Consider the following 26,738-nt stretch of genomic DNA (forward strand, 5'->3'; position numbering starts at 1 on the left):
ACACTGGACGACGCCACTCAGCCCTCGGAGGCAACCCCCCGATCAGCCGACTGCAACCAACGTCCTGACCCCGTACAACTAGGACCGCCACCGCCAATTGGGCTACTTCAACGGGTACCGAACCTGATCGACGTCCTGTTCGTTGATCAAGTTCGGCACCCCAGTAGGCACCTGGTTACGCTGGGTACTACGAAGAGGTGCGGAAGCCGACGCCGAGAATCGGTCATCGAAATGGCAGGAATGGTACGGGAAGGACGGTGAAAATGATGAGAGTCAGGACAGCACAGCATGTTCGCGCGCTGCTACCCACGGCGCTGACCAGGTCACTTCCCGCCTTGCTTTCGTTCGTCGGTTTGACCGCTGTGATCGTCGGGATCCTCGCCATGCACGTCTGGATGGGCGGACCTGGGTCCACAGCTCACCACAGTGCCGCCTCAACGACGATGAGCTCCACCGACGCGTATCCCGCCTCCACAACAACCACCGCTGATGACACCGCTTCATCCAATGCCACGACCTCACCCGATCAGGCTCATACCGGTCTTACTGCACAGATGTCGCCCGTAATGACCTCCATGGTCGCGGATCCATCCGATTCCAAAGCGTCGATGGGATGCGGCGAAAGCTGCGCGGACGAAATGGCATTGAGCATGTGCGTCCTGGCAATAGTGCTCGTGGGCATCGCCTGGCTCCTCACCCCAACTGGACGCGCCTTGCTGTCCTCGCTGATTCGGCGCGGACCACCACTAACCCACTGGGCATCCCGACCAGCTCCCACACCTTCACTGACTCACCTCTGCATCAGTCGCACCTAAAATCCGCGGCCCACACCCACCACAACCGGTGGCAGGGCCAGTTTCCGCGTGCCTCGCATGCCCTCGACATATCCATATGAATCGACGGCACAGCCGGCATTTGCTGCCCGCCCTCACTTCGTCTGGGCGGAAGCGACTGACAGCACACCCACCTGAGCTTTGAAGGATCTGACTATTATGAAGCGTTACCTGTCCCTTGCCGCCCTGAGTCTCGCAACGGCACTGACCCTCTCCGCGTGCGGCACCGACTCCGGCAGCACCACCAGTAATACGACCACTGACACCACCAGCACTGAAGCTGCAGCCCCTGCCTCGAGCGCGGCCGCTGAGGCGTTCCCGTCCGCTGACGCGTCGACGAGCACCAGTTCGGATGCTGTGTCTGAGGAGCACAACGACGCGGACGTCATGTTCGCGCAGATGATGATTCCTCACCACAAGCAGGCCGTGGAGATGAGCGACATGATGCTCGCCAAGGACGGCATCAGCCCAGAGATCACGGACCTCGCGACGAAGATCAAGGACGCCCAAGGACCCGAGATCGAGACCATGACCGGCTGGCTCGAGGCCTGGGATGAGCCCATGGAGCCCGAAGGCGGCTCCGAAGGCCACGACATGGGCGACATGGGATCGGGAATGGGATCTGACTCCGAATCGGACGCAGGATCCATGGACAGCATGGAGGGAATGATGAGCGAGGACCAGATGTCCGAACTCGAGTCCGCCGACGGCACCGAAGCATCGCGCATATTCCTCGAGTCGATGACAGCCCACCATAAGGGCGCTATCGGTATGGCTCAGAGCGAGATCGACAATGGCGAGAACCCTGAAGCAATCGAGCTGGCCACATCGATTGTGAGTACCCAGCAGGCTGAGGTCGACGAGATGGAAGAGCTACTCGCAGCCTTGTAGCTCATGCAGTACCCCGCGCACAGGCGGACCGGTCCCCTCGTATGGCCGCCTGTGCTACTTCCACACGCGTCAGCGCGTGACGCCCTCGTCCCACCGGGTGACTAGCCTCGCGCTCTCGCTGATCACCCATCCGCCGCTCCCCGTCGGGCGCGGCCCTCCCTGCTGCTTCGATCAGCACTCTTAGGAAGATCTCATGCATATGTTTCGCCCTGCCCTCATCGCTGCAACGAGTATTACCGCCCTGGCGCTCAGCGCCTGTACCTCCCCCACATCCAGCTCAACTCCTGACAGGACGGCGGGTGCTTCCGTCGCTGCCGCCGATTACCCCTCCGGTCATATCCACGGTATGAGCGTCGACCCGGGTACCAATCGCATCCTGCTCGCCACACACGACGGGCTGTTCGACGTCACCCGCTCCCCCGCCCAGCAGATCGGCCCAACTATCGACCTCATGGGATTCACCAGCACCAGCGACGGGACCTTATATGCCTCGGGGCATCCAGGACCAGGCTCTGATCTGCCCGACCCGGTCGGACTCATCACAAGCACCGATGACGGCCGCACCTGGGAGGGTTTGTCCCGCCAAGGTGAAACTGACTTCCACTCTCTCGCTGCAACCAGCGACGGACTGATCGGCCACGAAGGGCAAATCCTCACAAGCCCGGATGGTCTTCAATGGACTTCCACCGCTAACAATCTGCCCGCCTACAACCTGGCAGGGGCGGACGACGGCACAGTCCTTGCCACCACCGAAGAGGGCCTCTACCGGTCCGGGGACAGCGGAGCGGCCTGGGCGAAAGTGCCGGGAGCTCCCCTCCTGGTATTTACGACGTTGGCCGGGAACACTGCGGTCGGAGTCACCCCTGAGGGCGTCGTTCATACAAGCTCTGATGCCGGACTGACCTGGCAACAGCAAGGTTCCATCAAGGGAGAACCCGCCGCTATCGCGGCAGCACCTATCAATGAGAGCACGCACCGGATTTGGGTTGCCACGGCCGAAGGTATCGAGGTCTCCAGCGACAACGGAGAAACCTTCACACCCCTTGCCGCTCCGTAACCTACATTGACGCCGCCCACCCAGGGCTCAACGGACGTCAGCAACAGCACGGACAGCTCTATTAGCAGTCCTAAACCGCTAAACACCATCACTGAAGTGCTCCCCGCACCAACCTCACGCGAAACTCCCGCGAACACCAAAAACCCTACGAGAAAGCAACTACCACTATGAATGACGACGCGATGGACATGACGTCCATGGAAATGACTTCACCGGGCTGGCTGACCCCGGTGTCCTGGATCTTCGTTGCCCTGGGAATCATCAGCGCAGCCCTGGTGCTGTACGACATCTTCGGCAGGGGCAACCGGCAACCCAACGCTGCGATGAACATGGTTTGGCCAATCTCGGCCCTTTACCTCGGGCTGTTCGGCGTCTGGGCCTACAACCGGTGGGGCAAAACCCGCAGCAATGGCCCCGAAGGACTCCGTGCGCAGCCCGAGAAGGACCTCAACGCCAGGACGGTCGCCGGCAGTACGCCCGGTGGGGCTGCCGCAACCGTAGGGCACTTCATCGGCGTTCCCCTGGTCGTAGCCAGCGGACTAACCATCGCCGGAACGAACCTCTGGGTACTCATCATCGTCATCGCCCTACTGGCTATCGGGTTGCTGTTCGTCTTCGAGTACTTCTTCGTCTCCACGGCAGACCGGCACAATCCGACAGGCAAAAGAGTCGGCATCGCACTACTGACGGCTGTCGTCACCGTCCTGGCCTTTGACATCGGCATGGGTGGGTGGATGCTGGCCATGCACTTCGGGAACTTCATGCCCGCCCCCACCGACGTCAGCTTCTTCTTCCTCATGCAGATCGGGCTCGTTCTAGGATTCCTTACCGCATACCCAGCAGTCCGATCACTCATTCAACGACGCAACAAGGTCAATGCGTGATCGGTTGGAGGTTCGCAGCCTGGTGCATACCGACGCGATCTACTTAGAGAAGTGCAGGCATTCGTCGGGAAACCAGCCGGACGGAGCGTACTCCGCCACGACTGGTTTCGGAGCTGAGTGTTCCCCGTCGCAGGTAAAGAACGGCTCTATCTCAGGGTAGAGAAGGACGCGCATGCGAGTCAGCGTGGTGGGTTAGCGGCGATGCGAAAGAGCACGTCAGAAGGACTAAGGGGACTAAACAAGGCTTGTATAACAAGCCTTGTTTAGTCCCCTTAGAACGAATACGCCGTGGTGGCAACGCTAGCCTTCAGAGGCGACTCACCAAGACCATCCGCTTGGAGGTTGCTCCGCGGCCAAGATCCGACGGGTGGTTCTGGCTACATGAGTAGTCCCACATTCACCAAAAGGACCGCGCTTCGCGAACAGGATGCTTGCGTGGCTGTCGAAGTGATCCACCCACCAACTCGACATCGCGCCGTCTGCCTGTGCGTCCAACCACCGCTCGTGCAGGGCCCGGAGACGGTCGACTGCCTCAGGGTGGTTCCACCACTGGGAGCACCAGTGCTGCCCACTCGAGCGATCTACAGACTCCAGCCTGGAGACGATGTATTCAACCCACTCGACGAGATCAGCAGGAGTAACCGCCTCAGCTTCCCGGCCGGAGTCTTCTCCGGTCGTCAACTCATCACTCACGAGGTCTGCCCTGCCTTAATGCGTTCGACCGTGGAACCAATTCGGGCGGTAATCACCTTGTCGCGGAACCAAGGGACAGTATGCACGATGGTTCCACCCCCGTTTGACGTTTTTACCCACACACGGTTGGCCGGAAGTTCGGAGAGCTGAGAGACGGACAGGATGTCCCGCCGCTGCGTCTGCACGGACCGGGAAGACCCATTCCTCGAGGTCGAGGAGCTGCGGACCTTCGCGTCGTACTGGCCAATGGTTTTGGACAGCGATTCGAGGAACTGGGTGTCATCGGAGCCTCCACCGTAGACCTTGATCGCGGCCGCGGACCAGAGCGTGTCCCACCCGGTTCGCTCGAGCATGGCCATCCCTTGCCCGCGGGTCTGGAAGTACGCGCTGACGACAATGCCCATGGACCCGAAGAATGAATACCACTCAGGCAGCTGCTTGAGCTTGACGACGTTCCCGACCTCATCCAGGTCAGCCACCAAAGGAACCGGCAGACGTCCACCGGCCCGTCGGGCGGCCTGCTGCGCGGCCGTGAACACCGCGTACACGAGCGTGGACACGAACGCAGCCCCGGAACCGGCGGCGTCCTGCGAGAGCAGGATCAACGTGTCCTTACCGGTCACGAACCGAGCCGGATCGAACATCGGAACCCCCGGCGTCGGCGTCGACCACGCCACGAGCTCGTCGTGGACGAGGGCCGAGGCCATGCGCTGCGCGCTGGCCGCCACGGATCCGCGAGTGTCCTCCGGCTGGTCACCCATGCCCTTTAACGCGGCAGCCGGGCCCGCATGACCGGCGCGCTGGAGCAGACCTGCCGGTTCCAGGAAGTCAGCACCGGACACCCAGTGCAGGACGTCCCTCATCGTCCCGTCGCTCTTGGCGGCCGCGAGCAGGCACCAGGACAGGAAGTCGCGACCCTGCGAGTCGAACTGCGCATCCCCCCGGCCCGACCCGGCACTGGGAGCGGACGAGGCCTCGAAGATCGAGGCGACTTCGCCGGCGCTGATCGTATCGGTGACGACCGAGAGTGGGTTGAAGATCATGGCGGGCCGGTGGCTGTCCCGCCAGATCCGCTGCGGGTCGAACAACCACATGGTCCCGGTCTCGGACCGGGCGGCGATCACTTCGGCGACGCCGTCAACTTTGTTGCTGGTCATCAGATACGGGCCGGGCGCCTCTAGGGCATGCCGGACAACTTGAGTCGTCGTCTTACCCCTACCCGTCCCCCAGACGTGCGCGGAGCACTCACGCCACCCTTGAATGACGGCTTTCGTGCCAGTGTCCCCGGTGTAACCGATGGTCAGGCCCGGGCCGATCCCCTCAGCGTCAGGGTGGAGGCGTGCAGCCTCGGTCAATCGGGCTTCCTCCATGGCCGGACGCATTTTCCCGCCAGGACTCATCCGACGCGCGGCGCTACTGGTCCTCGAGGGGGTGCGAGTCCCCCACCAACCCAGCGCCACGATGACCAGCAGTGCCTCGGCCCCGAGCAACCAGGTGGCCGCAGGCGGCCACGGCGTGCCCCGCATCAGGCCAATGCCCAGGGCGATCGGATTCCATGGCAGGGATACCGGCACAGGGGTCAGGACCGCGCCGAGGTGGATCAGGCCAACCGCGAGAGCGATCGCGCCCATGACCCCGAGGACTGTGACAGCCGAATCGTTCTCCTGATCGTTCAACGGTTCACCTTCTCCTGCGCAGCAGCCCATGCCTTGTTCGTGTCGTGGGCGCGGTGCTCCCCGGCAGTGAGGTTCACCCGGAACGGCACACCGGGCTCGTCCCCGGTTTTCAGCATGAACCGGCCTCGCCCGGGCGGGGGCGAGACCTGACCGGTGTTCGGGTTCATCGACCCTTCCGCGGACCAGCCGACCAGCAGGGCTTTCTCCCGCTCGGAGACCGGGAAGACCGTCTCGAGAAGGCTCATCTCGTTCTGCGCGAGCCCGCCGAGGATCTTCACGGAGGAGCGTTCCACGAATCCGGTGGCGATCTTCGTCAGCTCGTCCGTGGAGAGCAGCAGGTCCTTCATGGAGTGCGTGATCATCAGCTGTCCCAGCCCCTTGGTCCTGTTCAGGCGGGTCAGGGCGTCGATCTGGTGGACCAGCAGCTCGCTGGCCCGCAGCGACTGCCACAACTCGTCCATGATCATCAGGTGATGGCGTTCCTCCATCAGCCCGGCGTCGGCCATGGTCTTCGCCGCCGAGATACCCGCCTGGCCGTAGGACCAGCACACGGTCTGCACCGCGGCCCGGAGCATCAGCTGGGACTCGTCGATCATCGAGATGTCGAAGTCCACCGACTTGTCCATCAGCATTTCCTCGGTCGTCGGCTGGCAGAACACATCCCCGAAAGGGCCGTGCTCGCCGAGCGCGTTCAGGCCCGCGAGGAGGTTCTTCACCTGAGGCAGGTACTCCGCGGAATCCTCGATGAGCAACGCCACCTTGATCTGCGGTGGGCCTGCTTTGATGACGTCGACGACGTCGCCGACCAGCGGCTGCCGACCCTCAGCTTCGGCCTTCTCTGCTGCCATAGCGATCGCCATGGACAGGACGGTCTGCTCCTGCTTCTTCGCGTCCAGGGGCTCCTTGAACACGAGTTCGATGAGACCGGTGAGCGTCATCAGCCGGCGACTGTGAATCTCGGCGCGCATCTGCCGCTGCACGGGAGCTTCCAGACCTCCGAGCCGGTTCCACAGCGGCCCGGCATCCAGAGGGTTGATCGCCCCGACACCGGGGGCCACACGAATGATCTGGCCGTTGGTTTCCTTTACGACGCCGGCGAAGTCAGGTTTGAGGTCCCCTGCCACCAGGATCAGGAACCCCTGATCAATCAGAGCCAACGCCATGCGCACAGCCACCGAGGACTTCCCCCGACCGTTCAGGCCGAGGATGAACCCGGACGGGGAGGAGATGATCCCGCGCAGGAACAGACTGATCGGATCCCCGCACACCACGGACCCGTTCAGGAGATTCCGGCCGAGGATCGCCCCCACCAGCGGCGAGGACGTGCCGACGCAGAACGGCCACAAGCCCGCGGTCTGGTTCGAGGTGGCCGTGAACTCCGGGGGCGGTTCCACCCAGGTCACCATCCCGCCGTCGGACACCTTAATGCCCTTGTCGGTGAGCTGAGGGAAGGACGCGGCGGCCGCCGTCGTCGCCGCCACCGATTTGCCGAAGAACTTGTCGCTGACCTTGTCGACCAGCTGATCGAAGACGGACATCTAGAGGGCCTTCCTCACGCTGGCGGAAATGGTGGCGACGTTTTCTGGGATGAGCCCCAGGCCGAGGTTGAACGCGAACGCCGCATCGTCGTTGTAGTCACACCCGCGCACCCTCATCTGGACCCCGCTCGAGGCGTTGCGCATGATGGACGCCTCGACCTGAGGCAGCTGCTCCGGGGTGTGGACGGTCGCGGTGATCCCGATCGCGAACCGCACCAGGGCTGCACCCTCGGCCTGTTCCCGCTCGGCTTTGCGGGCCTTCTCGAGGGCGATGATCTGCGAGCTGGTCGGGCGTCGGCCCTTCTGGTTCGTGGCGAACTGCGCGTTGGTCAACGCTTCCTGGACCTGTACCGCTGACTTCTCCGGCGGCTGCGGCCGGTAGAACACGGTCACCCGCTTCTGCACCATGCTCGAATCGGGGCTCAGCAGCGCCACCAGTGCGTTTTCACGGAATGTTCCGGCCGGCGGGCGGAACATCTGCCAGGACTTCGACACGACGCCGGCGTGCTCGTACCGGCCCGGGAACCCGACCGTCCGTGCTGAGGCCGGACCGACCTCATGCCACGTCAGTCCTGTACCGGTACCGGTCAGACGGGCCCGTTCCACCGCTGCCGCGCCCAGTGGGTTGTATGCCACATACGTCTGATCCGTCAGGTCCGTGGCCTTCATCAGCGCCACACTCCCCGCGCCCGCGGCCTCCAGTTCCTCGATGAACCCCTGCAGCAGGGACTTCACGTCGGACACCAGCTCGTCGGCGGTGCGCTCGGGCGCCCGGCCCTGATCACTGGCCTTGCCGCTGAACGTCAGGGATACCCACTGCTCGAGCTTGGGGACATTGTGGTTGAGGTTCTGCACGACGTCGTCCATGACCTGCCGGGCGAAGGATGGAACTTCGTGGTTCCCTGCCTGCTGACGGGCCACGGCCACCGCGTCCGGGAGGCGTTCGCCGGGGTCGGTGGTCGACTGGGTGGTCACCGCGATCTGCTCGACGCGGGCGTTCGATCCGGCGTCACGCTGGAAGGCTGCCCATGATCCGACCAGGCGGTTCACCCGGTCCTGATCGAGCAACCCGAGACCGGAGGAGTTGGTGGAGAAGAACACGGTCCCGGTCTTCAGCCGTGGGTGCCACAGCATCACGCCCTCGTGACCGAAGAGGTCCTGGAAGTTGATTAGCTCCGTCGCGGCAAGCAGGCCCGGTGCACGGAATGAACCGTCCGGGATCTGTGACACCGGCCCGGCCTTGTACGTGGTGGCTCCTGCTTTCTTGCCCTTCGTGTGCATGCTGCGGGCAATCCACCGCTCCGGCTTGGAACGGCCATACCGGTCCTTGGACCCGAGCACAGCGGCCACGGCCAACGAGAAAACGGCGAGCCCGATCGCCACCCAAATCTGCGACATCATGATCGCGATGAACACGCCCACCGCCCCGACACCTAGAACAGCGGTCGAGGCCATGGTGAACCCCATCAGGCCCGCCGTCTTGTCCTCGGCGATGTTGCCGTACTGCCGGACAACCTGCTGATCAGTGCTCATACGTCATTCCCGCTTTCCACTCCGTGTTCGGCTTCTCGCGCTGCGTCCCGCAACGCGAACTCGATGCGCTGCCGGTTGAACCCCGACTTGTCCGCCGTCTTCTCCGCCCCACCAGGGGCTCCATCCCGGTACCCCTGTGCCGCCGGGGATTCACCGCCCGCACCCTGTGGTCCGCCACCGGCGTCACCATCCGGCACGGCAGACCCCGTCGAAGGACTATTTGACCCAGCTGACGGTTCAGCCCCCACTGGACCTCCCCCTGACCCGTTGGGCCCTCCATCACCTGAACCGGATCCCGGGCCGCCCTCCGTCTGAGCAGGGGCCCCTGAGCTCGCTGTCTGCCGCTCCGCACCTGTCGGGCCGCCTGTGCCACCGCCGGACTCGGCACCAGCACCTCCACCAGCTCCTCCACTGTTGTTGCTGTCCGCTCCGGTCTCCGTGGCCCCCGATGCGCTCGATCGCTGAGCTTGCTGCTCCGCACCCGTTGGTCCACCAGCAGAACCACCAGCACTTCCGGATCCACCGGTGCCACCACCAGAACCAGCACCACCATCAGCTCCGACCCCACCACTCGAGGCAGCACCGCCGCTGACTCCGTCGTCGCCGCCGGGACCAGCACCACCAGGTCCACCACCAGAACCCGTACCTCCGGTCAGGGCAGGTGTGCCGCTCATCCCGTCAGCACTAGCGGCTCCGGCAGTGCTTGCGGTCCCAGCCGCTTCGGTTGCCGCTGCGGTGCCTGCCGTCCCGGCAGTGCCAGCGCTCCCAGCCGCGGCCATGCCCGCCGCCCCGACGCCAGCAGTGACCGCACCGAGCGCCAGTGCTCCACCGAGCATCGCGAGCCCTGACGCCCCCATGCCCTGCGGTCCGGCGCTGATCGCCGGAACGAGGACTTTCGCCAGGGCAGGCATCGCAACGGAGGTGCTGAGGATCACGACGAGGCCAGTGATCAGGCTGATCATCGTGTTCCCCAGCTCGTTCTCGGCCGTGCCCTGGATACCTTTGAGCAATGCGAGTCCCGCCCCGTAGAGGATCGCCGCAGCAGGCTTGAACAGCACCACGGCAGCGAGCCACGCCACGGCCTTGTCGAAGGACTTCCGGCCGCGCTCGGTTTGCGAGGCAGCGGCGAAGATCGGCAGGACACCGCACAGGGCAATCGCCATGCCGTAGGAGAAAACGACGATGAGCGCGTTCAGGATCGCCCCCAACAGAGCCAAAGGAACGATGAACAGGACGATGCCGGCGAGTTGCATCGTCATCGTCCCGCCCGCGATAGCGTCCAGCCCCATGGCTTGTCCGAGTCCGTCTTCCTGCGCGGACCCGGAGATGGTCGTCACCAACCACGGGGCGAGCTCATCAGTTGCAGCGAACAGCAGCGCCACCATGGGGACCGCGATCGCCGTCGTCAGAATGGTGCGGACCATTCCCATCACCAGGTTCTCGGCCGAGTTGCGGTCCTGATCGCGGGCGATCTTGATCAGCGCGAAGACAGTACCGAGGACACCGGCGACACCGACGAAAAGCACCGTCGACGTCTGAATCCGCTCAGTCGCGGAGCCCTCCCCCATCTCGGGCGCCCCGATCTTCAACCACCACGTTCCGACGAAGTTCAGAATCTCCGTCAATATCTGGATGACCCACCCTGCGAGAAAAGTGATGAGCTTTTCAATCGCGTCCCCAGCAACTCCTTCAAAGAGATCTCCTACCCAATCCCCCATCAGCTTTTAGGTCCCCACTCGATGTAGGGCTGCCCCTGGTATCGAGCACCCGTGATGAAGTCATTGCCCGAGGCCGGGTCGAGCTTCCAGTCACCGTCTTCCCAGACCAGGTCGACCTGAGCCATTACCGTCTGGTCTAGCCCGCTGTCATCCACTGCCGTGTATACGAGAAGGTAGGAAGCTGCATCGGCGTCGTAGCTGTTCTGGATGTAACCGATCAAGTTCAGCCGCGTGATGGCTGTAGGGTCTTCGCTCGGCTCGATCCCGTCCCGGATGCGCTGTGCCCTTTCGCCCAGCAGCACTCGGTTCGGTCCTTCCGCCACAGCCGCCTCGAGGTCGGGTGCTGCTTCTTCGCTGACCGAGGGGTCGAGTGCGACGGAATAGGTGGCCGCTGCCATCAGTGCGCCGGCTTCGGTGTGTGAATATCCGACCCGAAGGGTTGAAGGCTGTTTCTGGCAGCCTCCAAACTCCGAGAATGGGACGACGTTGTAGCCGGCGGCCACCCACTCCTCAACCACAGGAGCGGAGTCCGCGACGGAGGTCTCGTCATCGCTGAGGTCCGTCTGGCAGTCCCACGCGGTATCAGCTTCCACCACGGCCGGTCCTGTCGTGGTGGAAGCGGTGGGCTCCGCCGCACCGGGAGCCTGACTGGTCGGGCTCGTCGGTGCGGCGGAGTCATCAGCGTTGTTATCGAAGAAGAAGGTCCGTATGCCCCAGGCTGCGAGGCCCACCACTACGAGGACCAGAAGCATGACAGCAGCACCGAACCAAGCGGGTCGGCCGGTGGGTCGGTCGGTAGTGTCCTGTGTGCTCATCGTCTGTCCTTTGTCTCGTTGCGGGTGAATCAGTCAGGTATGGATCAGGCTGCGGTGACAGCGGTCCAGATCGCCCCGGACGAGCCGATCAGGAGTGCTCCGATCATCGGCCAGAGCGGTGCCTCGACCGACTCCCCATTGCGGCGTGCTTTACCAGCCTGTACCAGCCCGAAAATGAAGTAGACGAACAGCAACGCGGTGGCGCCCCAGAGGACCCAGCCCATGACCGTAGTGAGACCTTCGGTGCCGGGAGGCTGCGTCGGGGTGTACTGCTGCGCCGTGATCGTGCCCTCCGTGGAAGGAGTGAAAGCGTTGACGGTGGTGATCGTGTGTGCTGCCAGTGCATTTCCGAACATGATGATTTCCTTCTCTCAGTGCCCGGTGTGGGCGATCTTTTCGATCTTCCGGAGCACGCTCTTCAGTCGCGTGCCGGAAGCTTGTGGGGTTGCGCCGACTTCACGCCAGGACGCCTCATAGGAGACGGTCATGGCGACCGGGAACATGCGGGCGACACCGCGCGCGAAGTCCAGCGTCGGCTTCGTCAGCCGGTTCTTTGGCCGGTCGTGGACGATGACCAGCCCGACCAGCTCGTAGGCGAGCTGCCCGGACGCCGATTTGCGGGCCAGCTGCTGCGCGGCCTCCAGCGACGACCCGCTGGTTGAACACACCAGCAAGGCCCGCCCCGCCCACGTCGGGCGTTGGTCGGATTCGTCCACGACGTTGTCCGAGCACATGCCCGCCAACGTGGTGGTCCCGACCCCACCGGAGGCGCCAACCAGCCACAGCGTCGCCGTGGTCACCGTGACTGACGCGGCAGGTTCGGTCTCCTTGACCGGTTCTTCGGCCAGGGTCTGCTGAATGTTCTGCGGACCGCGCAGCGACTCACGGTGTCCCAGGATCGGGTCATCGTCGATTGGGTCCTCTTCCGGTGCTACTTCCAGTGCAGTGATGAACGGGTTGCCTTTGGTCGTCACGCTCACAGCTCCTCCGCGATCAGAGCGGCAGCACGGAGCCAGGCCCGCCGGGTCCGCGGGAGCATCGAGGAGAACCGGATCCGGCCCTCGACCAGGGACGGGTCATAGGGCACCGTGGCGACAGCCTTCACGAACGGCCGGAATGACTCAGCCAGCGCGTTCAGTTTCGCCTTGCCATGCGCCGGAGTGCAGCCCAGGACGATCACAACGGCGCGGTCCGCGAGGGACTGAGCGTGCTCGTCCCCGGCCCGTAGTGCGCTGAGAATCCTCGACGCACCCTCGGCCGCGTCATCGACGGACTTCACCGGGATCACGACCTGATCGGTGTGGCTGATCATCGCTTCCCAGTTGTCGCCGCGCTCGGTGTTCCCGGAGTCCTTCACGATCAGCCGGTAATACTTCGCGGCCACCGCGTACAGCCGGTGGACCTCGGCGCCGGTGACCTCATGACGGGCCTTGGCACCGGAACGGTCATCAGAGCGGAGCACGTCGTACTGGTCGGAGGGCTGGTGGTGAACGTAGGACGCTAGGTCTCCCGCCCGGGCACCGGCGGTCATGAAGTAGTCCGTCTGCCCAAGGAGGTCGACCACCGTTGCTTCGTGGCCGGCATCGTAGGTCCGCCACCCCAGCGAGCCCAGCGAGTTGTTGTTGTCCCATGCCAGGACACCGGAACCGCCCATACGAGCGAACACCGCCGACAGACAAATGACCGTCGGGGTCTTGCCTGCGCCGCCCTTGGGGTTCAGGACCGTGATCGTCCGCGGTCCCTCCCAGTGCTGAGAGACGGCTTTCTCGTCTTCCCGCTGCGCCAGCTCATCAATGGACGGAGCGAGTTTCATCCCGAGGTGGTTCAACAGTCCACGCATCCCGAGCTGCGCCGGAGACGCCGCATCGGGTCGGTCCACGAACGATGGCATCGAGGACCGGCGCGTCGGCAGGACTTTTACGGCCGTGACCTCGTCTTGCTCGGCCGGTGCTGCCACCGCTGCTGTCACTGGTGCCTGCTCCACAACGTCCGCAGGAGCCTGCGCCGTGTCCGTCGCAGTGCCCGATTCAGTTTCCGTATCCGGTTCAAGGACAGCCACCGCTGTCTTCGGTGCAGGGGATTCCGTCACCGGCTCGGTGGGTGCCGGAATTGCTGTGGACACCCGCCGGGATGCCCGAACAGGTGCCGCAGGAGCAGGAGCAGGAGCAGGAGCAGGTGGAGGTGTTGGCTCAGCCGGCGCCGACGACACAGCCGATTCTGCCGACGCTGCCACGGCCGCAAGGATTGGCTGCTCATCCGGGGTTGTGGTGGCAGCTTGCTCAATGACCGCTCCATTGGCCTGCACGAGGACCGTCCGAGCCCCGGCCGGGTCCTCGATGTGAAGTTCGACGCTGGTAGTCGCGTCCGCGGCAAGGCCGGTCGCGGTCGTCATCACTGAACGCCGCGCTTCCATCACCGTGGAGTAATCCTCGTGGGTCTTGTGTCCTTCCACGTCCAGGTTGAGGGCTCCGGTCTGGTCAATCACAGCGGTCATTTTCATCAGGGGTTCTCCTTCGGGGAAACGGCGGAAGTGGAGGTAGGAGCAGGAGTATTTGTCGTCGCAGGGGTCGGCGCTATGGTCGAGGCCGTCGGACGGGGGCCGGTGTCCGCCAGCGCGTACAGGGAGTTCGGTGAGTCTCCGGTGGGTGATCCAATGGCACGGGTGACCGCCTTCCCGTCCGCCGTGATGAGGTCCGGGACGGACGCTTGCAGGGAGTCGGTGGTTTCCTCGACTTCGCCCTGCGGATTGATGCGCGACTGTTCGCCGTCGGTGTTGACCCAGGCGTAGCCGGCCGAGAGCTTGCCTGCGCCGGGTAGCCGGTGAGCTTCCATGGCGGAGACGTCGACGAGGACGGATCCGGCCAGCATCAGAGCATTCTCACGGTCCAGCTGCAGCCCGGAGGTTGAGACGTCCCCGCCCTCGAGAGTCACGAGTCCGGCCTGCGTCACCTCCGTGGCATCCGGAGCTGTCCCGAGGTCGTAGAAGCCGATGCTGACCCCATCACTTGCTCCGCCGCTTGCCCCATCTGCGTTTTTCCATGCGGCCACCACGCGACCGTCGATGGATCCGAGGACGCTGATCAGTTCTGCACCTTCTGCCGGGGACGGCAGTGTTGCCGGGGAGGGCAGGGCGGCAGAGTCCGTGGTGACCCGCCAGATCCGGCCGGCCTGCAGGTCCGCGGTCACCAGGTCCGCGCCGAGAGCTTCGATCGGTTCGGCGGCCGCGGGGACCACCCGGGACACGGTGCTGCCGTCGGCTGCGACGATCAGGGTCTGCTTGCTCGAAAGGTCCACCCGGGGCGCAGTGCCCCCGTCGAGAACGATCGTCCCGTTCTGCGGAACGTCGACGCGAATCGGATCAGGCCCGTCCCCGAACATGACCAGCTCGCGCGCCGTCGACGCCGCAACACGGGACTGCCCGTCGAGAGTGAACAAAGCCACCTCGCTGACCGTGAACGGCGCGGTACGCGTCCATCGCTCCACCCCCGTCTTCGGATCATGAGCGGTCAGGGTCGAACCATCCACACTCACCGGGTGACCGGAAGGGTCCAGGATCGCCCGGACCGTGGAGGACTGCATCGGCGCGGTCCACGTCGCGTAGGTGTCCCACCCGGCAGGAGCCGGGACCGGGAGCTGCGCCGGGGGCGGCGTGTAGATGGTGGCGGCAGGTGTCGCTTCGGGATCCTGGAGGACGTAGACCCCGCACATCCCGACGGTCACGACGAAGACCCCGGCGCTGCCCCACATCATCAGCTTCCGACGGCGAGCCTGCGGACGCCGCACACCACCACGGGCGGCGGTCGCTCCGCTCGAGGTCCGGCGAAGGCCAAGACGCCCGCCCCTGCGGACACTGGTCTGTCCGTGGACGGTTCCATTACCACTGGTCAGCGTCGTCGCGGGATCGGTGGAACGCTCCTCGAGGGTGCCGAACTCGGTGTCGACGATCATCTCGTACACCTCGCCGTCCTCGGTGTGGCCCTGCACCCGGCAGGCCTTCAAGCCCAGGCGGCGGCATGCTTCCGACGCGGCGTCCGCTGCGACGTCGGCCGGGGAAGCGTCCTCGAGCACCGGGTAGGTGAGGACGTCACCGTTGGCGTCGGCCACGATTTCGCCCTCACCGATGGTCAGGACGATCACCGGCCATGGGTGCACGGCGTGGCTCATCGCTGCCCCCCAATCGCTGCGGTCAGGTCCCGGGTCTGGTGCCCGACGACGTCCCACCGGCCGTCCACCTTCTCGAGGTAGAGAGTCACCTGCCGCTGGCCGGTGCCCTCGAGCGGTGTGTCGTCCCGGGCGACCCACCGCCAGGTCACGTCGAGGACCCGGATCGCCTTGTTCGGGGCGACGTCCTGCGCGGCGTCACCGATTGCCGGAACCGCCCGGGGAACGCTGTAGGCGCGGTGTTCGGCTGGTTCCAACCATTCGCCGTTGCTCGCGTTCCGTTCGGGCTCGATCTGGTTCGCCGCCCACGCCTCGCTCATCAGAGGCTTCGCGCGGACGGCGGCCGCCGTCTCCGTGCGGTCCACCGTCGTGTCCCAGGAGTGCAGGATCAGGGCAGCGACTCGGGCGGTCGACTCGACATCGGAGCGGTCGGCGTCCTCCGGGGATGCGAACGTGTTCCCACCCAAGATGTCCTCAGCGGGAAGCGAGGTGGAGGAGCCTTCGTAGATGATCGTCGGCGCGGAGATAGGCGCGACGTCTTCCTCAGCTGCCGGAGCGTCAGCGCCGCAGCTGGTCAGGGCGACGACCGAGACCGCGAGAGCTGCTGTGCGGTACAGGTGTGCGCGTGAGCGGTGGGTCATTGCACCCACGCTCCTTTCTCTTTCAGGATCGGCTCGGGGTCGAGGTTGAAGTTGTTGTAGGGGTAGGCCGCGTCCGGGGATTTAGGACTGTAAATCTCGAAGTGCAGGTGCGTGGCCAGGCGCCCGAGACCGGCCCTGTTACCCTCGATGCCGACGATGTCGCCGCGTTCCAGGACGTCGCCCATTTGCACGTCGTAGCGGTTCAGGTGGCAGAAGCCGAACTTGAACGCCGGTTCTCCCTTTTCGATGACCTTTGCGATGACACAGCCGTCGACAGGCAGGAAGCTTGTGACCTGGATCTTGGTCGGGGCAATGACTTGGCCACCGTCGCCGTAGCCGGCGCCCGGGGTCGAGATGTCCATGCCGACGTGTTCCTGGGCCCACGCGGGAAGGCCCGCGATGTCCCGGTGACCGTAGCCGGAGGTGAACACGCCGCCCGGCAGAGGGGTCGTCCACTCGCCGTCTCCGAGGTCCCCGTCCCACGCCACTCCCCCGGCCGGAGCCGCACAGTCGGTCGTGAACTCGTTCTGCCCGGTGTTCAGGATCTTCTCGATGTACTGCACGGTTTCCGTGAACGGCGGGACGCCCTTCGCGTTCTGCACGGCACCGGGTCCCGCGTTGTAGGCGGCGAGGGTGAGCTTCACCAGAAGGTCCGCGTCGTCACCGGCCAGGGATTGCACCTGCTCTTTCAGTACAGCCATGTAGCGGCCGTAGGCAGGGATCGCGTCCTCAGCCGAGAACGGGTCCCCACCGTCCCCGTACATCGCCCACGTGCCGGGCATGAACTGAGCAACGCCCTGAGCACCAACAGGGCTCCGCGCACCCTCGTTCCAGCCCGACTCCTGCTTCAACTGCGCCGCGACGACACTGACCGGCAGGCCAGCGGTTTCCGCCGCAGCCTCCACCAAAGGACCCCAGCCGTTAGGGATCGTCGGGGTCGACGCCAGTGTTCCGGTGTCCGTGATTGAACACGTACCGGTACGTTCCGCGGTCTGCGTCAGCACGGCCACCGCACCAACCCCGGCGACCGGAAGGCCGGCGAGTACTAGTCCTACAACAGCAAGGACGGCCACCATCGCGCCAGAGCCCTTGGTCTCTTCGTCCGCCACCTACGCTCCCCTCATCGTTGTTTTGGCCTGCTGGCACGCAGTGCTCTGACGGACCGACTGAGAGGTTTCGTCCACCGGGTTCACCGGGGCGTGGAGGAAACAAGTTTGAGCGGGGTCTTCCTGCGCAGCAGGCCGGTCAAAGTTTTTCCGGAGGGCTCCGGCGCGCAGCGCCCGGTTGACGACACCTCGCGGTCCGTCATGATCCGAAGGACAGCAGACCGAAACAGTGCTCGTACAGTCCGAACGAAGTGAGGTCCGTCGGACTGCGTCAGCGACCGTGCAGGCGCACGCATGACAGCGCTGGCTACGCGTCGAAAGGTGCGAAACCATCCCCATTACTGCCTTCCTTGGATCTTCCCGGATCCGGTGCCTCAACAGGCACGAGTCACAACTAGCACAGAGGCCTGAAGCTGAGGCGATGAGCGGTGCGGCCAGCACTGGGCCACCTCATAAGTCTAACACTTAATGTTAATGTATCATCCGACGGTGACCTTCTACGGCAAAATGATTGAGTGCCCCGTAATGCCGACACGGCTATTTCTGCACCCTTGTGGGCAGAGCAAGCGATGAACGCCTTCGGTGTGAGCAAAATCAGGACCGAGGTTATGCGTTACCTAGCGCAGCATCCTTCGGGCGCTACGTCGGGGCAGATTGCTCGGGATTTGGGTGCAACTCCCATGACTGTGTTCCGGCATCTACAGGAGCTCGAGAGCCAAGGAATGGTTGTTGCTGCAGCGGACTCCGTCCGCCAGGGTCAGCGAGTGATGTACCGGCTGGATGTCGACGCGCGGGACAAAGCTCTTGCCGACTATGCGAAGTATCTCGACGGTGGTTGATCGTGCTCAGCTGGCGAGGGTTGCACTCCGGTTGCATCGTTTCTTCCTTGGTTGAGACCGCCTCAGCCTCTGTGCACTCAAACTCATATTTGAGTTCCATCTTATGTAAACATACTGTCAGGGCAGGCACCATCTGTCATCGACGTTCCGAACAGGAGAGCTGTGAGCCTTTCGGCACGCGAGTTTGACGCCTGGTTAGCTGAGGCAGGACTACCAACCTCATCCGCAGACGTCGCCCGACATACAGGGCGGCGGCTCTCGACGATTACGACGCAGCGCTTTCGTAGCCGCATTACCGAGGACGTCGTCGTACAACTGAGCCGGGCGTTCAACCTGGATCCGTTACGCGCGCTGGCGTACTTCGAGCCCTATCAGGGACTCGACGCCAACCCGCGGCCGCCATCCACCGACGAGTTAGTGAGCCAGCTCACTCACAACGACCTGCTCGTGGAGCTTCTCAGCAGGAACAAGGCCGACCTCGCCCGGGTTCTGGGAGCCAGCTACCTCATCAGCCCTATCCCGCACCCCGATGGCGTCCGAAAATGGATCGATGCCATCGACCCGGGAAACATTCGGTCGGAGATGTCCACCAGAAGCGGGATCGCGACCACGAATCTCTCTGCTCTGCTGACGGACAACAAGCTCTCCCCCGAACTCTCCATCCTCGCCGCGACGATCGCCGATGTGTCACCCCTCGGTGGACTTGTAGTCAGCGGCCTGCTGATGCCAGAAGAGGCCGGGTGGCCACCGCAGGGCCGAGAGAACGCCCTACGGAACCTCGAGGACCTCGTGCTCCTTGACCTCCTAGACCAGAGGCTTAAAAGCCTCCGAAGGCGCCTCAAGAAGAAGATCGAATCGCAGGACACCGCAAACGCACTCTGGGAGACACTCGGTTGATGGATCTACTTTTTGCCTGCATCCTGCTCATCGCGCTGGGATTCGCAGCAACACGGCTGCCAGGTCTCGGAAGAAAGCGAAACCAAGCGATCGCCACCTGTGGCGTCGCTCTGTCCATTGGTTTGGCGCTCATGATCTCCCCCATCTACAACCTCATCGACGGAATGTTCGAGCGCACCAACTTCACCGATCTCTTCGCGAAACTCGCCCTGTTCTTCGCCGTCAACATCCTCGGCAACCAGCTCGCACGAGGACTACGCGATAAGCGGGCACTGTCGAAGATCGGCGGATTCCAGGGACGCCTTGTCTTCGTGTTCGCCTTCGTCGTCGAAATGGTCCTCTTCGCCTTCACAAACACCCCAAGGTCCTCTCCGGGGCTGGAGCTGTACCAGACCGATCCGCTAGTCATCGGGTATACCGGCGTTGCGGTCGGGTATATCGCCTATGTCTGCAGCTGCCTGCTGCCGCCCCTTACAGCGCAATTCACCGATAACCAAAGCAAGCTCAGCCGCGCTGCGGCCGGCCTACTCATCGCGGGGTTCTCACTTGTGATCGTTCGAACGGTCCTCGTCTTCGTCGGGATCCCCTACCCCGGCATCTACGATTTCGCCCAGGGCATCAGTCTGCTCTCGACGCTTTGTGTCATCGCGGGCCTCGCCATCGCGTGGCGCTCCCTCCGCGTCCACGGAGAACCGCTCGTCCGCCAATCAGCGCTTCGGGACGAGGACTAGATGGACGTTGTGAACCGCGACACGCCCAGCCGCGCCTCATCCTCGGTGAAATTAAGCCCTAGGGCTAGATTGAGTTTCATGGGAAAGACACTGAGGCGACCCCGCGGTGCTGCGCTGAACATGACGCAGGTCAACTACAAGGTGCCCGACGACTGCAAAGCCAAGTTGGAGAGCGTGTCTCAACAGCTTGGAGTCAGTGCAGCAGAGGGCCTGGAATTGATTCTGAAACATCTCGAACTCGATGCTGATGGGCTGCCCGCGTGGGCCGACCGTGACAGCATCCCGGAGGCGCTGCCCATGGCGAAAGCCAGTTAAACGAGGAAGGCCCGCCTAGCCGGCGGGCCTTCGTATCAAGTTATCCAAGCTCACCACCGGTAGTTCCGCCAAGATCAGCGGTGACGAGCTCCATACCGTTACGCCTTTCGGCGTACCTGAGTACGAGAGTGAGTTTACACCAGGTGCTAGAAGCTCCTCTAGTTGTTTGTGCCGCGCCGCGCCGTAGCGATTCTGCAGATGATGCATGGGTCTTGGCGCCCCTCATTGCGGGCCAGCCGTTCTACCGTCCCGGGCGGTGGAAGGACGGCCGGTTCCAGTACCCGCAGCCCACCACTCCCCTACCGATCACCAAAAGTCTTCCAGCCCGCCCAGCGGCGGTCATGCTGCACGACGTCGACGGCACGGTTCGCACACTCTGCCTCGACCTCGACACTTCAAAGGCCCGGAAGACGGTCGTCGACGACGATGCCCGCCGCCTCGGAAAAATCCTGCGCGCAGCCGGCCTCGCCTACGTCGAGGACGAGTCACCCAGCGGCGGCCGACACCTGTACGTGCCGTTACAGGAACCCCTCACCGCGGCCGAGGCCCGCCAGCTGGTCGAAGCTTTCGGACGTCGCGCCGTCAGCCTTGACCCGAGCCCGCACCAGAACGTCGTCCACGGCTGCATCCGTGTCCCAGGATCCGCACACAAGGCTGGTGGCCATCAGAGGCTCATCACGCCGCTCATGGACGCCTACGGCATCCTCACCCGCCGCAACCCCACCACCGCGCTGGCCGCGCTGCGCACAGTCCTGGCGCCGGAGCTGCACCGCCTCGAGCAGCAACGCCGCGCACAGGAACGCGCGACGGCAGCGACAGCAGCCGTCCGAGCAATTGCCAAGGGATCCGCAACATCATCGGCACCAACAGCCGGCAGTGAGCGCCCCCTGCGCTCCGTGGCCCGCACAGGGCTCTACGACACCAGCCGCTACGCCAGCGACTCCGAGGTCCGCATGGCGGTCCTGAACCACTTTGCCGCCTGCCGCTGGACCCTCGACCAAGTCCGCGCCGGCATGGCCGACCAGTTTGCCGGCCTCGCCGCTCTGTACGGCACCAAGACCGACCGGCTCCTGCCCGTCGAGTGGGCCAAAGCCCAAGCGTTCACCGCCACCACGGCGCCCGCGAAAGACCCCTCCCAGCGCGCCGGGAAGAAGACTGCGCACAAATACGACACAAGCCCTACTCCACTCACGGGGGGCAGCCCCAAATCCACCACGCATCAGGGTTCCCAGCTCAGCGAGCTCTCGATCCATCAGCTTGTGAACGATCTCGAGAATGTCCTCTACGCGTTGCTCGATCACAGGCTCATGGAACGAGGCAGGGAAGGGATTCACTTGCGCTTCCTGATCCGTGCAGTCCTGGCCTACATGCGGACCATGGAAACGAACATCCTCGACGTCGGATGCCGCACCTTCGCCCTTGCCCTCGGCAAGAGTCACGCCACTATCGCGCGCCTTCTGCCCGTCCTCGAGCAGGCATCAGCAGGAATCCTCACTCGCATCGACCGCGGACGCGGCCGCAACGCCGACACCTACGCCGTACAACTCCCCCAGCACTTCGAGCAGCTCGCGCGCGACCTCACCTGGCGCAAGGGCAAGATCCACGCCATCCGGCCCGTCTTTCGGGTCCTCGGAGACGTCTCAGCCCTCGCCTACGAAGCCATCGAACGCGGCCGCCACTCCCCCACCACCGCGGACCTCACCCGTACCACCGGGATCTCACGCCGCGCCCTCATCGACCACCTGGCCGGCATGGAAGCCCTGCAGATGATTCGCCGGCACCACGGCCGCTGGGAACTCATGACCACCACCAACCTCGCCCAGCTCGCAGACCGGCTCGGAGCTACCGAGGACCGCGAAGCCCAACTCACCCGCTACCGCAAGGAACGCGCCGCCTGGCATGCCTGGCTGGACCGCCACCTAGTCCCCCAGCTCAACGAGCACGAGCTGCACGACGCAGAAACAGACGATCACTGGCTACCGCCCCTCGAAAACGAAGACGAGTACCAACGCTCCCTTTGGAACGCCGCGAGACAAGCGGCTTAGCATCGACCACAACACTCAACTTGGCCGCGAGCAGCTTCATAGGCTGCACAGCATGGAGGTTCCAACGATGCTTGAAGTTGCCGGCGCCCAACTTGAAGCGCCTATCACCTCAAACGCTCACCGGCAGCTAGGTCGTAGCGCAGCATGATTCACTGCGTACGCGAAAGCGTTCTTTCTGGGCGATTTCAGCGGCGCCGCGCTTGGCACCATCGTGGTCAGGTACAAAACCACCGGAGAGGAAGTGCTGCGCGTCGACAGCGGAACCCGCGACGAGACAGCCGACCTACTGGTTCGCGTCGAACAGGACCTGGCGCGACTTCCTCGCGGAGTGGAGCGCAACCACACCCTGACAGCACAGTTGCCACGCCTCCTGCCCACAGGGGCACGGCACAAGCTCCCCCACGCTCCGCTGCTTGTCCCGCACACACCTAGACAGCAGGAACCAACGGCCCGCCTGCACACAACCACCTGCGTCACCGACACCGGTAGCTCACCTCGAGCGAGCGGTGGCCGTACACAGCCTGCTGTGATGCGGGATCACCTCGGACGAGCAAGGGCCGGCCCGCCTGGCCGACCCTTACTCATTTACTCAACTACTCATTTGCTCATTTACTCATTGGGAAGTGAGTCGATGTAGGCGGTAAGGAAGTCCTTGATGGACATTCCTCGTTTGGCCGCCTGGATGCGCAGCTTCTGGTGCTTGGACGCGGCAAGCTCGAAGTTCACGCGACGGGTGGGCTCTGCGTCCTCGAGGGACTGCATAAGCTTGTCCTTGCTCTTTGCCGCGCTGGGGCGGCCCGGACCCAGGTTTCCGAGGCTACTCATTTACTCAGTTACTCATTTCTTCATTGGTAAACTGCTCGACTTCGGCGATCAGCTCGAGGACTTCTTTGGCTGCTTCGGACTTCGGGAACAGCTCGAGGACAGTGCTACCGGTGACGGCGGTTCCTGGGTAGTCGACTCGCTGGTGGATGCGGCTGGTGAGGACGGGAAGCTCATAGCCTTTGAGGACCTTGGCAATGTCCTTGCCGATGTTGGTGCCGGCGATGGCGCGTGAGACGACGAATGCTGCGCGGAGTTTTCCATCAGTGATTTCTATGCGTCGCTTCACTAGGTCGACCAGGTCGGAGGTAGCCCAAATGTCGTAAGGGGAGGGCTGCACGGGGATGAGGACGACGTCGGCTGCTTTGACCGCTGATACAGCAAGGTCAGCGGCCTGCGGGGCTCCGTCGATGATGACGTAGTCCACCTCAGCCAGGGCCTTTATGTCCTTGTCGATGGTTGGGCGGTCGATTCCGATGACGGTAAGGGGGTGATCCTCGCGAACTGCAGCCCAGTCGCGGGCGCTACCTTGTGGGTCGGAGTCGACCAGGAGTGTGGACTTACCGGAGAGCTGCAAGCCTCGGGCGATGTGGGTGGCGAGGGTCGTCTTCCCTGCACCACCTTTCTGGTTCAGTACGGCGATGACTTTCAACGGCTACCTTCCTACACTCACTTACGCAGATACTCATTTACTCAAATACTCCCATGAGTAAATGAGTAATACAAGCCACTGGTTCTCCGCCCGTAGGCTGGTCCGATGGTTGTTACGGGTGTGGTCCGAGGGCAAGAGCTGGACCAGGTCAGCACCGAGGGCGCGACCTATGAGGATGCGAAAGCGCAGATGCTGTCCCGAGTGCCCGAAAGGTTCTCCCTGATCGCGATTCACACGGACCGGGACTCGTAGACCCTGACTGTCGGGGGGAGGTCGGTACGGTGTGCCGGTGACTCCGGCTCCTCGCCCTGGTTGGCATGGCATCCCGCCGAGCGCGGACCGTTATATGCCTCCGCTGCAGCTCAACCCACCCGATAAGCCGGCGACGGAGCCGGAGAAGGCACCTGCTCTGTGGGTGGAGCTGGAGTACCCGGATGGGCGGAAGCAGACGGTGAAGGGCTTCGCGATGGCGTGGACCCCTGATGCGGTGTACGCGCAGTGGGTTGAGTTCTCGCGGGCTCGTGAGGCGTGGGTGCGGCCGGATCAGTGCCGGCGCCGTGAGATCCCGGTCAAGAATCGTTTCGGTACCTGAGCGCCAGGAGGCTGTGCACGGCCACCGCTCGCTCGAGGTGAGCTACCGGTGTCGGTGACGCAGGTGGTTGTGTGCAGGCGGGCCGTTGGTTCCTGCTGTCTAGGTGTGTGCGGGACAAGCAGCGGAGCGTGGGGGAGCTTGTGCCGTGCCCAGGACGCTCCTATAACTGTCAATTCCTCGCTGAGGATGTGGCCAGCGGCCTCACCGGATCATGATGTTTTCGTGAACCTGTGACCAGCCGTCCCTCTCGAGATCATCATCGGAGTAGGAATCTGTCACGAGGGTCATGTGAGGAAGATCCGAACCTGGCGCCGGAGAGACGGTGACCACGTTTTCGCTACCGGTGCCGCAGCCTCCGGTGAAGTCATCCACAACGACCGAGTACACACAGAACCCTTCCCTATCTTCCCAGGTTCCGATGAAGTAGGACACGCCGTCCTGTTCAGCAACTTTCCTAATGGATTCAACGTCGACGCCTTCGTCGGAAACGAAGGCGGGAAGCTGATCTTCCGATGTCGCATCTCGTTCCAGCGCCGCGATACCGTAATCGGCTCCGCCACAGGCGCTGAGACCTACAACGGCTATCGCCAGCACACCAGAAGCTGCCAACTGCTTGAGCTGCATACTCGTCCCCCCTGGTTCGCAACGTCATACCTAAGCTGACGACGCTACCAATAGGCGTGCGGCTCAGAGTCGCTGAGGATGAATCGCAATGCCACCGTGATGAACGGTGGCTGTCGTTGAGCGCTTGATTAGGTTGGCGATTCCCCGTGCTTCAGGTGCTTGAGCTGCTGAGCTGTCCACGGTTGGGGTCAGTTCGGATTATCCACGGCTGAGTTCAGGGAGCCATTTGGGTAGCTCCCCAGCCGTCGTAGCGGTGGATAACCCGTCAGAACTGTCCCTGACTGTGGGCAGGGGACCCACCATCGTTCTCTGGTTGTGAAGCCAGGCCCGGTAGCGCAGGAGGAGGTGGTCGTTGCGAGTCCGGCCTCGCTCGAGCCGAGAGAGCGTTGACGGCCACTCATCGAGGTAAGTGGCAGCGTCCTGCAACGTCAGTCCCAAGTCATGACGCAACGGGCGGAGGTCGCCGAACGGGGGCGCCGGGGTCGGGTTGGTGATCTGACGGTAGACCTCACGGGCGATGTAGCGCTTCAGACACCGCATGATCTCCCGTTTGCTCTTGCCTTCCTCGGTCCGCTTGACGACGTAGTCCTTCGTCCTCGGATCGATATTCATCCGGACCAGGACGATGTGGTGCAACGCGCAGTTGGCCTGCCGGTCGCCACCACGGCTGAGCCGGTGCCGACTGGTCTTACCCGATGACGCCGGGATGGGAGCGACACCTGTGAGGGCCGCGAACTGAGCCTCATTACCCACGCGTTCCCGGTTATCGCCGAACGTGACGAGCAACTGGGACGCGACATCAGGGCCCACCCCGGTTAATTCCTGCAGCATCGGCGCGTAGGACTGCAGGATGTCGTGCAGCTGGACTGTTGCGTCCTCAATTTCAGTGCTCAGATGCTGATAGCGGACCGCCAATGATCTGAGCACTCGCGCTGTCATATAGGTCGGGTCAGCCAGGTGCCCGGACGGGCGCGAACGAGCCATGACCCCAATCATGGTCGCCGTGGTCATGCCCTGATACTTGGACCGCAGACCCTCTGGTGCCGAGATCAACAGGCTCTTGATCTGATTGATTGCCGCGCTGCGAGACTTCACTGCAGATACTCGCGACGCGCGCAGGACCCGCAAGCACTCAACGGGGCCGTCCTTGGCTTTCGGGACCGCGGTACTCCTACCCGTAATGACGGATTGAGCTGCCCGGTAGGCATCCAGTGAATCAGTCTTACCCTTGAGCCGGCGCTGCTGCCGATCAGGTCTGTTCACCTCAATGACGAGCACGCCCATCCGCTGCAGGACCTTCGTGAGGGCTGCCCCGTAGGTGCCGGTGCCTTCCATACCTACCTGCAGGACCTCGCCGAACCCGGTGATGAAGGCGAGGACATCTCGGTAGCCTGCTGCCGTCGTAGGGAACGCTTGGTCACCCAAGGGCTTTCCATACTCGGTGACGACGGCGACGTGATGGGTGTCGGCGTGCGTGTCGATTCCAACGACGATGCGGTGTTCCTGCAGCTCAGGGTCTGACATGTCTGCCTTTCGATGGCGGTGTATCTCCACGTGCCAGACCGAGCAGGCAATACGGTAAGGGGATCTGGTCAGGCTCCTGACTTGTTCCATTGGTAGTGGGGCGCCGCAGGATCTGCAGTCTTGTAGCGTCCAGGGTGTCAGCTGGCACAGG

26 protein-coding genes are annotated in these 26,738 nt (G+C 63.6%); 10 read left to right on the forward strand and 16 right to left on the reverse strand.

What is annotated here, in order from left to right; all coding sequences use genetic code 11:
* Nucleotides 1–992: 992 nt before the first annotated feature.
* The 3 genes from CXQ96_RS16325 (at nucleotide 993) to CXQ96_RS16335 (ending at nucleotide 3,665) form a co-directional block, all read left to right on the forward strand.
* Entirely contained in the window at nucleotides 993–1,724 is a 732-nt protein-coding gene (locus CXQ96_RS16325; RefSeq protein ID WP_104119061.1) for a DUF305 domain-containing protein, read from the forward strand.
* A 193-nt stretch (nucleotides 1,725–1,917) separates the two neighbouring features.
* A complete protein-coding gene (locus CXQ96_RS16330) occupies nucleotides 1,918–2,781 on the forward strand; it encodes a F510_1955 family glycosylhydrolase (protein ID WP_258059162.1) in 864 nt (287 codons plus the stop codon).
* A gap of 167 nt (nucleotides 2,782–2,948) precedes the next feature.
* Entirely contained in the window at nucleotides 2,949–3,665 is a 717-nt protein-coding gene (locus CXQ96_RS16335) for a DUF4396 domain-containing protein (protein WP_104119062.1), read from the forward strand.
* Between the two features lie 318 nt (nucleotides 3,666–3,983).
* On the opposite strand, the gene CXQ96_RS19130 is transcribed toward CXQ96_RS16335, so the two are convergent.
* The 12 genes from CXQ96_RS19130 to CXQ96_RS16395 all read right to left on the reverse strand — a co-directional run bounded on the left by CXQ96_RS19130 (nucleotide 3,984) and on the right by CXQ96_RS16395 (nucleotide 17,549).
* Nucleotides 3,984–4,358, reverse strand: coding sequence for a DUF4913 domain-containing protein (locus CXQ96_RS19130; RefSeq protein WP_104119063.1), 375 nt, complete (start codon nucleotides 4,356–4,358; stop codon nucleotides 3,984–3,986).
* A complete protein-coding gene (locus CXQ96_RS16345; protein ID WP_181036517.1) occupies nucleotides 4,355–6,034 on the reverse strand; it encodes a type IV secretory system conjugative DNA transfer family protein in 1,680 nt (559 codons plus the stop codon). The genes CXQ96_RS19130 and CXQ96_RS16345 overlap by 4 nt, the downstream gene beginning before the upstream one ends.
* Complete coding sequence (locus CXQ96_RS16350; protein ID WP_104119065.1) at nucleotides 6,031–7,572, reverse strand: ATP/GTP-binding protein; 1,542 nt, start codon at nucleotides 7,570–7,572, stop codon at nucleotides 6,031–6,033. The genes CXQ96_RS16345 and CXQ96_RS16350 overlap by 4 nt, the downstream gene beginning before the upstream one ends.
* On the reverse strand, nucleotides 7,573–9,105 hold the full coding sequence (locus CXQ96_RS16355) for an SCO6880 family protein (RefSeq protein WP_104119066.1): 1,533 nt from the start codon (nucleotides 9,103–9,105) through the stop codon (nucleotides 7,573–7,575).
* Nucleotides 9,102–10,730 carry a hypothetical protein gene (locus CXQ96_RS18160; RefSeq protein ID WP_133082947.1) on the reverse strand — a complete coding sequence of 543 codons (1,629 nt, stop codon included), beginning with the start codon at nucleotides 10,728–10,730 and terminating at the stop codon, nucleotides 9,102–9,104. The genes CXQ96_RS16355 and CXQ96_RS18160 overlap by 4 nt, the downstream gene beginning before the upstream one ends.
* A 92-nt stretch (nucleotides 10,731–10,822) precedes the next feature.
* On the reverse strand, nucleotides 10,823–11,638 hold the full coding sequence (locus CXQ96_RS16365; RefSeq protein WP_104119068.1) for a hypothetical protein: 816 nt from the start codon (nucleotides 11,636–11,638) through the stop codon (nucleotides 10,823–10,825).
* Nucleotides 11,639–11,682: 44 nt separating this feature from the next.
* Nucleotides 11,683–11,994 (reverse strand): hypothetical protein, encoded by a 312-nt coding sequence (locus CXQ96_RS16370; protein WP_104119069.1) that lies wholly within the window; start codon nucleotides 11,992–11,994, stop codon nucleotides 11,683–11,685.
* Nucleotides 11,995–12,009: 15 nt separating this feature from the next.
* Nucleotides 12,010–12,618, reverse strand: a complete 609-nt coding sequence (locus CXQ96_RS16375) for a DUF6668 family protein (RefSeq protein WP_133082945.1) — start codon at nucleotides 12,616–12,618, stop codon at nucleotides 12,010–12,012.
* Entirely contained in the window at nucleotides 12,615–14,138 is a 1,524-nt protein-coding gene (locus tag CXQ96_RS16380) for a hypothetical protein (RefSeq protein WP_104119071.1), read from the reverse strand. Before CXQ96_RS16380 ends, CXQ96_RS16375 begins: the two co-directional genes overlap by 4 nt.
* Nucleotides 14,138–15,802, reverse strand: coding sequence for a hypothetical protein (locus CXQ96_RS16385; RefSeq protein ID WP_133082942.1), 1,665 nt, complete (start codon nucleotides 15,800–15,802; stop codon nucleotides 14,138–14,140). The genes CXQ96_RS16380 and CXQ96_RS16385 overlap by 1 nt, the downstream gene beginning before the upstream one ends.
* Nucleotides 15,799–16,440 carry a hypothetical protein gene (locus CXQ96_RS16390; protein ID WP_104119073.1) on the reverse strand — a complete coding sequence of 214 codons (642 nt, stop codon included), beginning with the start codon at nucleotides 16,438–16,440 and terminating at the stop codon, nucleotides 15,799–15,801. The genes CXQ96_RS16385 and CXQ96_RS16390 overlap by 4 nt, the downstream gene beginning before the upstream one ends.
* Nucleotides 16,437–17,549: a transglycosylase SLT domain-containing protein gene (locus tag CXQ96_RS16395; RefSeq protein ID WP_104119074.1), complete on the reverse strand. Its 1,113-nt coding sequence runs from the start codon at nucleotides 17,547–17,549 to the stop codon at nucleotides 16,437–16,439. Before CXQ96_RS16395 ends, CXQ96_RS16390 begins: the two co-directional genes overlap by 4 nt.
* Before the next feature lie 566 nt (nucleotides 17,550–18,115).
* Between CXQ96_RS16395 and CXQ96_RS16400 the strand changes: the two genes are divergently transcribed.
* The 5 genes from CXQ96_RS16400 (at nucleotide 18,116) to CXQ96_RS16420 (ending at nucleotide 22,373) form a co-directional block, all read left to right on the forward strand.
* Nucleotides 18,116–18,385, forward strand: a complete 270-nt coding sequence (locus tag CXQ96_RS16400) for a helix-turn-helix domain-containing protein (protein ID WP_104119075.1) — start codon at nucleotides 18,116–18,118, stop codon at nucleotides 18,383–18,385.
* 162 nt (nucleotides 18,386–18,547) lie between these two features.
* Nucleotides 18,548–19,282, forward strand: a complete 735-nt coding sequence (locus CXQ96_RS16405) for a hypothetical protein (RefSeq protein WP_104119076.1) — start codon at nucleotides 18,548–18,550, stop codon at nucleotides 19,280–19,282.
* Nucleotides 19,282–20,013 (forward strand): hypothetical protein, encoded by a 732-nt coding sequence (locus CXQ96_RS16410; RefSeq protein ID WP_104119077.1) that lies wholly within the window; start codon nucleotides 19,282–19,284, stop codon nucleotides 20,011–20,013. Before CXQ96_RS16405 ends, CXQ96_RS16410 begins: the two co-directional genes overlap by 1 nt.
* Nucleotides 20,014–20,091: 78 nt before the next feature.
* On the forward strand, nucleotides 20,092–20,328 hold the full coding sequence (locus tag CXQ96_RS16415) for a hypothetical protein (protein ID WP_104119078.1): 237 nt from the start codon (nucleotides 20,092–20,094) through the stop codon (nucleotides 20,326–20,328).
* Nucleotides 20,329–20,540: 212 nt separating this feature from the next.
* Nucleotides 20,541–22,373 carry a hypothetical protein gene (locus CXQ96_RS16420; RefSeq protein ID WP_258059163.1) on the forward strand — a complete coding sequence of 611 codons (1,833 nt, stop codon included), beginning with the start codon at nucleotides 20,541–20,543 and terminating at the stop codon, nucleotides 22,371–22,373.
* Between the two features lie 609 nt (nucleotides 22,374–22,982).
* Here CXQ96_RS16420 and CXQ96_RS16425 read toward each other — a convergent pair.
* Both CXQ96_RS16425 and parA read right to left on the reverse strand, forming a co-directional pair.
* Nucleotides 22,983–23,198 (reverse strand): chromosome partitioning protein ParB, encoded by a 216-nt coding sequence (locus tag CXQ96_RS16425; protein WP_104119080.1) that lies wholly within the window; start codon nucleotides 23,196–23,198, stop codon nucleotides 22,983–22,985.
* Between the two features lie 4 nt (nucleotides 23,199–23,202).
* Nucleotides 23,203–23,847: a ParA family partition ATPase gene (gene parA, locus CXQ96_RS16430; protein ID WP_104119081.1), complete on the reverse strand. Its 645-nt coding sequence runs from the start codon at nucleotides 23,845–23,847 to the stop codon at nucleotides 23,203–23,205.
* Nucleotides 23,848–23,952: 105 nt separating this feature from the next.
* Between parA and CXQ96_RS18515 the strand changes: the two genes are divergently transcribed.
* Nucleotides 23,953–24,099, forward strand: a complete 147-nt coding sequence (locus tag CXQ96_RS18515) for a hypothetical protein (protein ID WP_181036518.1) — start codon at nucleotides 23,953–23,955, stop codon at nucleotides 24,097–24,099.
* A gap of 94 nt (nucleotides 24,100–24,193) precedes the next feature.
* Nucleotides 24,194–24,439, forward strand: a complete 246-nt coding sequence (locus CXQ96_RS16435; RefSeq protein WP_104119082.1) for a hypothetical protein — start codon at nucleotides 24,194–24,196, stop codon at nucleotides 24,437–24,439.
* Between the two features lie 201 nt (nucleotides 24,440–24,640).
* Here the strand turns inward: CXQ96_RS16435 and CXQ96_RS16440 are convergent, their stop codons facing one another.
* Both CXQ96_RS16440 and CXQ96_RS16445 read right to left on the reverse strand, forming a co-directional pair.
* A complete protein-coding gene (locus tag CXQ96_RS16440) occupies nucleotides 24,641–25,063 on the reverse strand; it encodes a hypothetical protein (RefSeq protein ID WP_104119083.1) in 423 nt (140 codons plus the stop codon).
* 198 nt (nucleotides 25,064–25,261) lie between these two features.
* Nucleotides 25,262–26,587 (reverse strand): IS110 family transposase, encoded by a 1,326-nt coding sequence (locus CXQ96_RS16445; RefSeq protein WP_258059164.1) that lies wholly within the window; start codon nucleotides 26,585–26,587, stop codon nucleotides 25,262–25,264.
* Nucleotides 26,588–26,738 lie beyond the last annotated feature (151 nt).

This window comes from Arthrobacter sp. B1805 (assembly GCF_002929745.1).
In the GTDB taxonomy this organism is placed as follows: Bacteria; Actinomycetota; Actinomycetes; order Actinomycetales; family Micrococcaceae; genus Arthrobacter_D.

Bases quoted from the DNA above. Each gene is read 5' to 3' on its own strand.
- CXQ96_RS16325 (WP_104119061.1), top strand. From the start codon at position 993: ATGAAGCGTTACCTGTCCCTTGCCGCCCTGAGTCTCGCAACGGCACTG.
- CXQ96_RS16330 (WP_258059162.1), top strand. From the start codon at position 1,918: ATGCATATGTTTCGCCCTGCCCTCATCGCTGCAACGAGTATTACCGCC.
- CXQ96_RS16335 (WP_104119062.1), top strand. From the start codon at position 2,949: ATGAATGACGACGCGATGGACATGACGTCCATGGAAATGACTTCACCG.
- CXQ96_RS16350 (WP_104119065.1), bottom strand. From the start codon at position 7,572: ATGTCCGTCTTCGATCAGCTGGTCGACAAGGTCAGCGACAAGTTCTTC.
- CXQ96_RS16355 (WP_104119066.1), bottom strand. From the start codon at position 9,105: ATGAGCACTGATCAGCAGGTTGTCCGGCAGTACGGCAACATCGCCGAG.
- CXQ96_RS16365 (WP_104119068.1), bottom strand. From the start codon at position 11,638: ATGAGCACACAGGACACTACCGACCGACCCACCGGCCGACCCGCTTGG.
- CXQ96_RS16370 (WP_104119069.1), bottom strand. From the start codon at position 11,994: ATGTTCGGAAATGCACTGGCAGCACACACGATCACCACCGTCAACGCT.
- CXQ96_RS16380 (WP_104119071.1), bottom strand. From the start codon at position 14,138: ATGAAAATGACCGCTGTGATTGACCAGACCGGAGCCCTCAACCTGGAC.
- CXQ96_RS16385 (WP_133082942.1), bottom strand. From the start codon at position 15,802: ATGAGCCACGCCGTGCACCCATGGCCGGTGATCGTCCTGACCATCGGT.
- CXQ96_RS16390 (WP_104119073.1), bottom strand. From the start codon at position 16,440: ATGACCCACCGCTCACGCGCACACCTGTACCGCACAGCAGCTCTCGCG.
- CXQ96_RS16400 (WP_104119075.1), top strand. From the start codon at position 18,116: ATGAACGCCTTCGGTGTGAGCAAAATCAGGACCGAGGTTATGCGTTAC.
- CXQ96_RS16410 (WP_104119077.1), top strand. From the start codon at position 19,282: ATGGATCTACTTTTTGCCTGCATCCTGCTCATCGCGCTGGGATTCGCA.
- CXQ96_RS16415 (WP_104119078.1), top strand. From the start codon at position 20,092: ATGGGAAAGACACTGAGGCGACCCCGCGGTGCTGCGCTGAACATGACG.
- CXQ96_RS16425 (WP_104119080.1), bottom strand. From the start codon at position 23,198: ATGAGTAGCCTCGGAAACCTGGGTCCGGGCCGCCCCAGCGCGGCAAAG.
- CXQ96_RS18515 (WP_181036518.1), top strand. From the start codon at position 23,953: ATGGTTGTTACGGGTGTGGTCCGAGGGCAAGAGCTGGACCAGGTCAGC.
- CXQ96_RS16435 (WP_104119082.1), top strand. From the start codon at position 24,194: ATGCCTCCGCTGCAGCTCAACCCACCCGATAAGCCGGCGACGGAGCCG.
- CXQ96_RS16440 (WP_104119083.1), bottom strand. From the start codon at position 25,063: ATGCAGCTCAAGCAGTTGGCAGCTTCTGGTGTGCTGGCGATAGCCGTT.
- CXQ96_RS16445 (WP_258059164.1), bottom strand. From the start codon at position 26,587: ATGTCAGACCCTGAGCTGCAGGAACACCGCATCGTCGTTGGAATCGAC.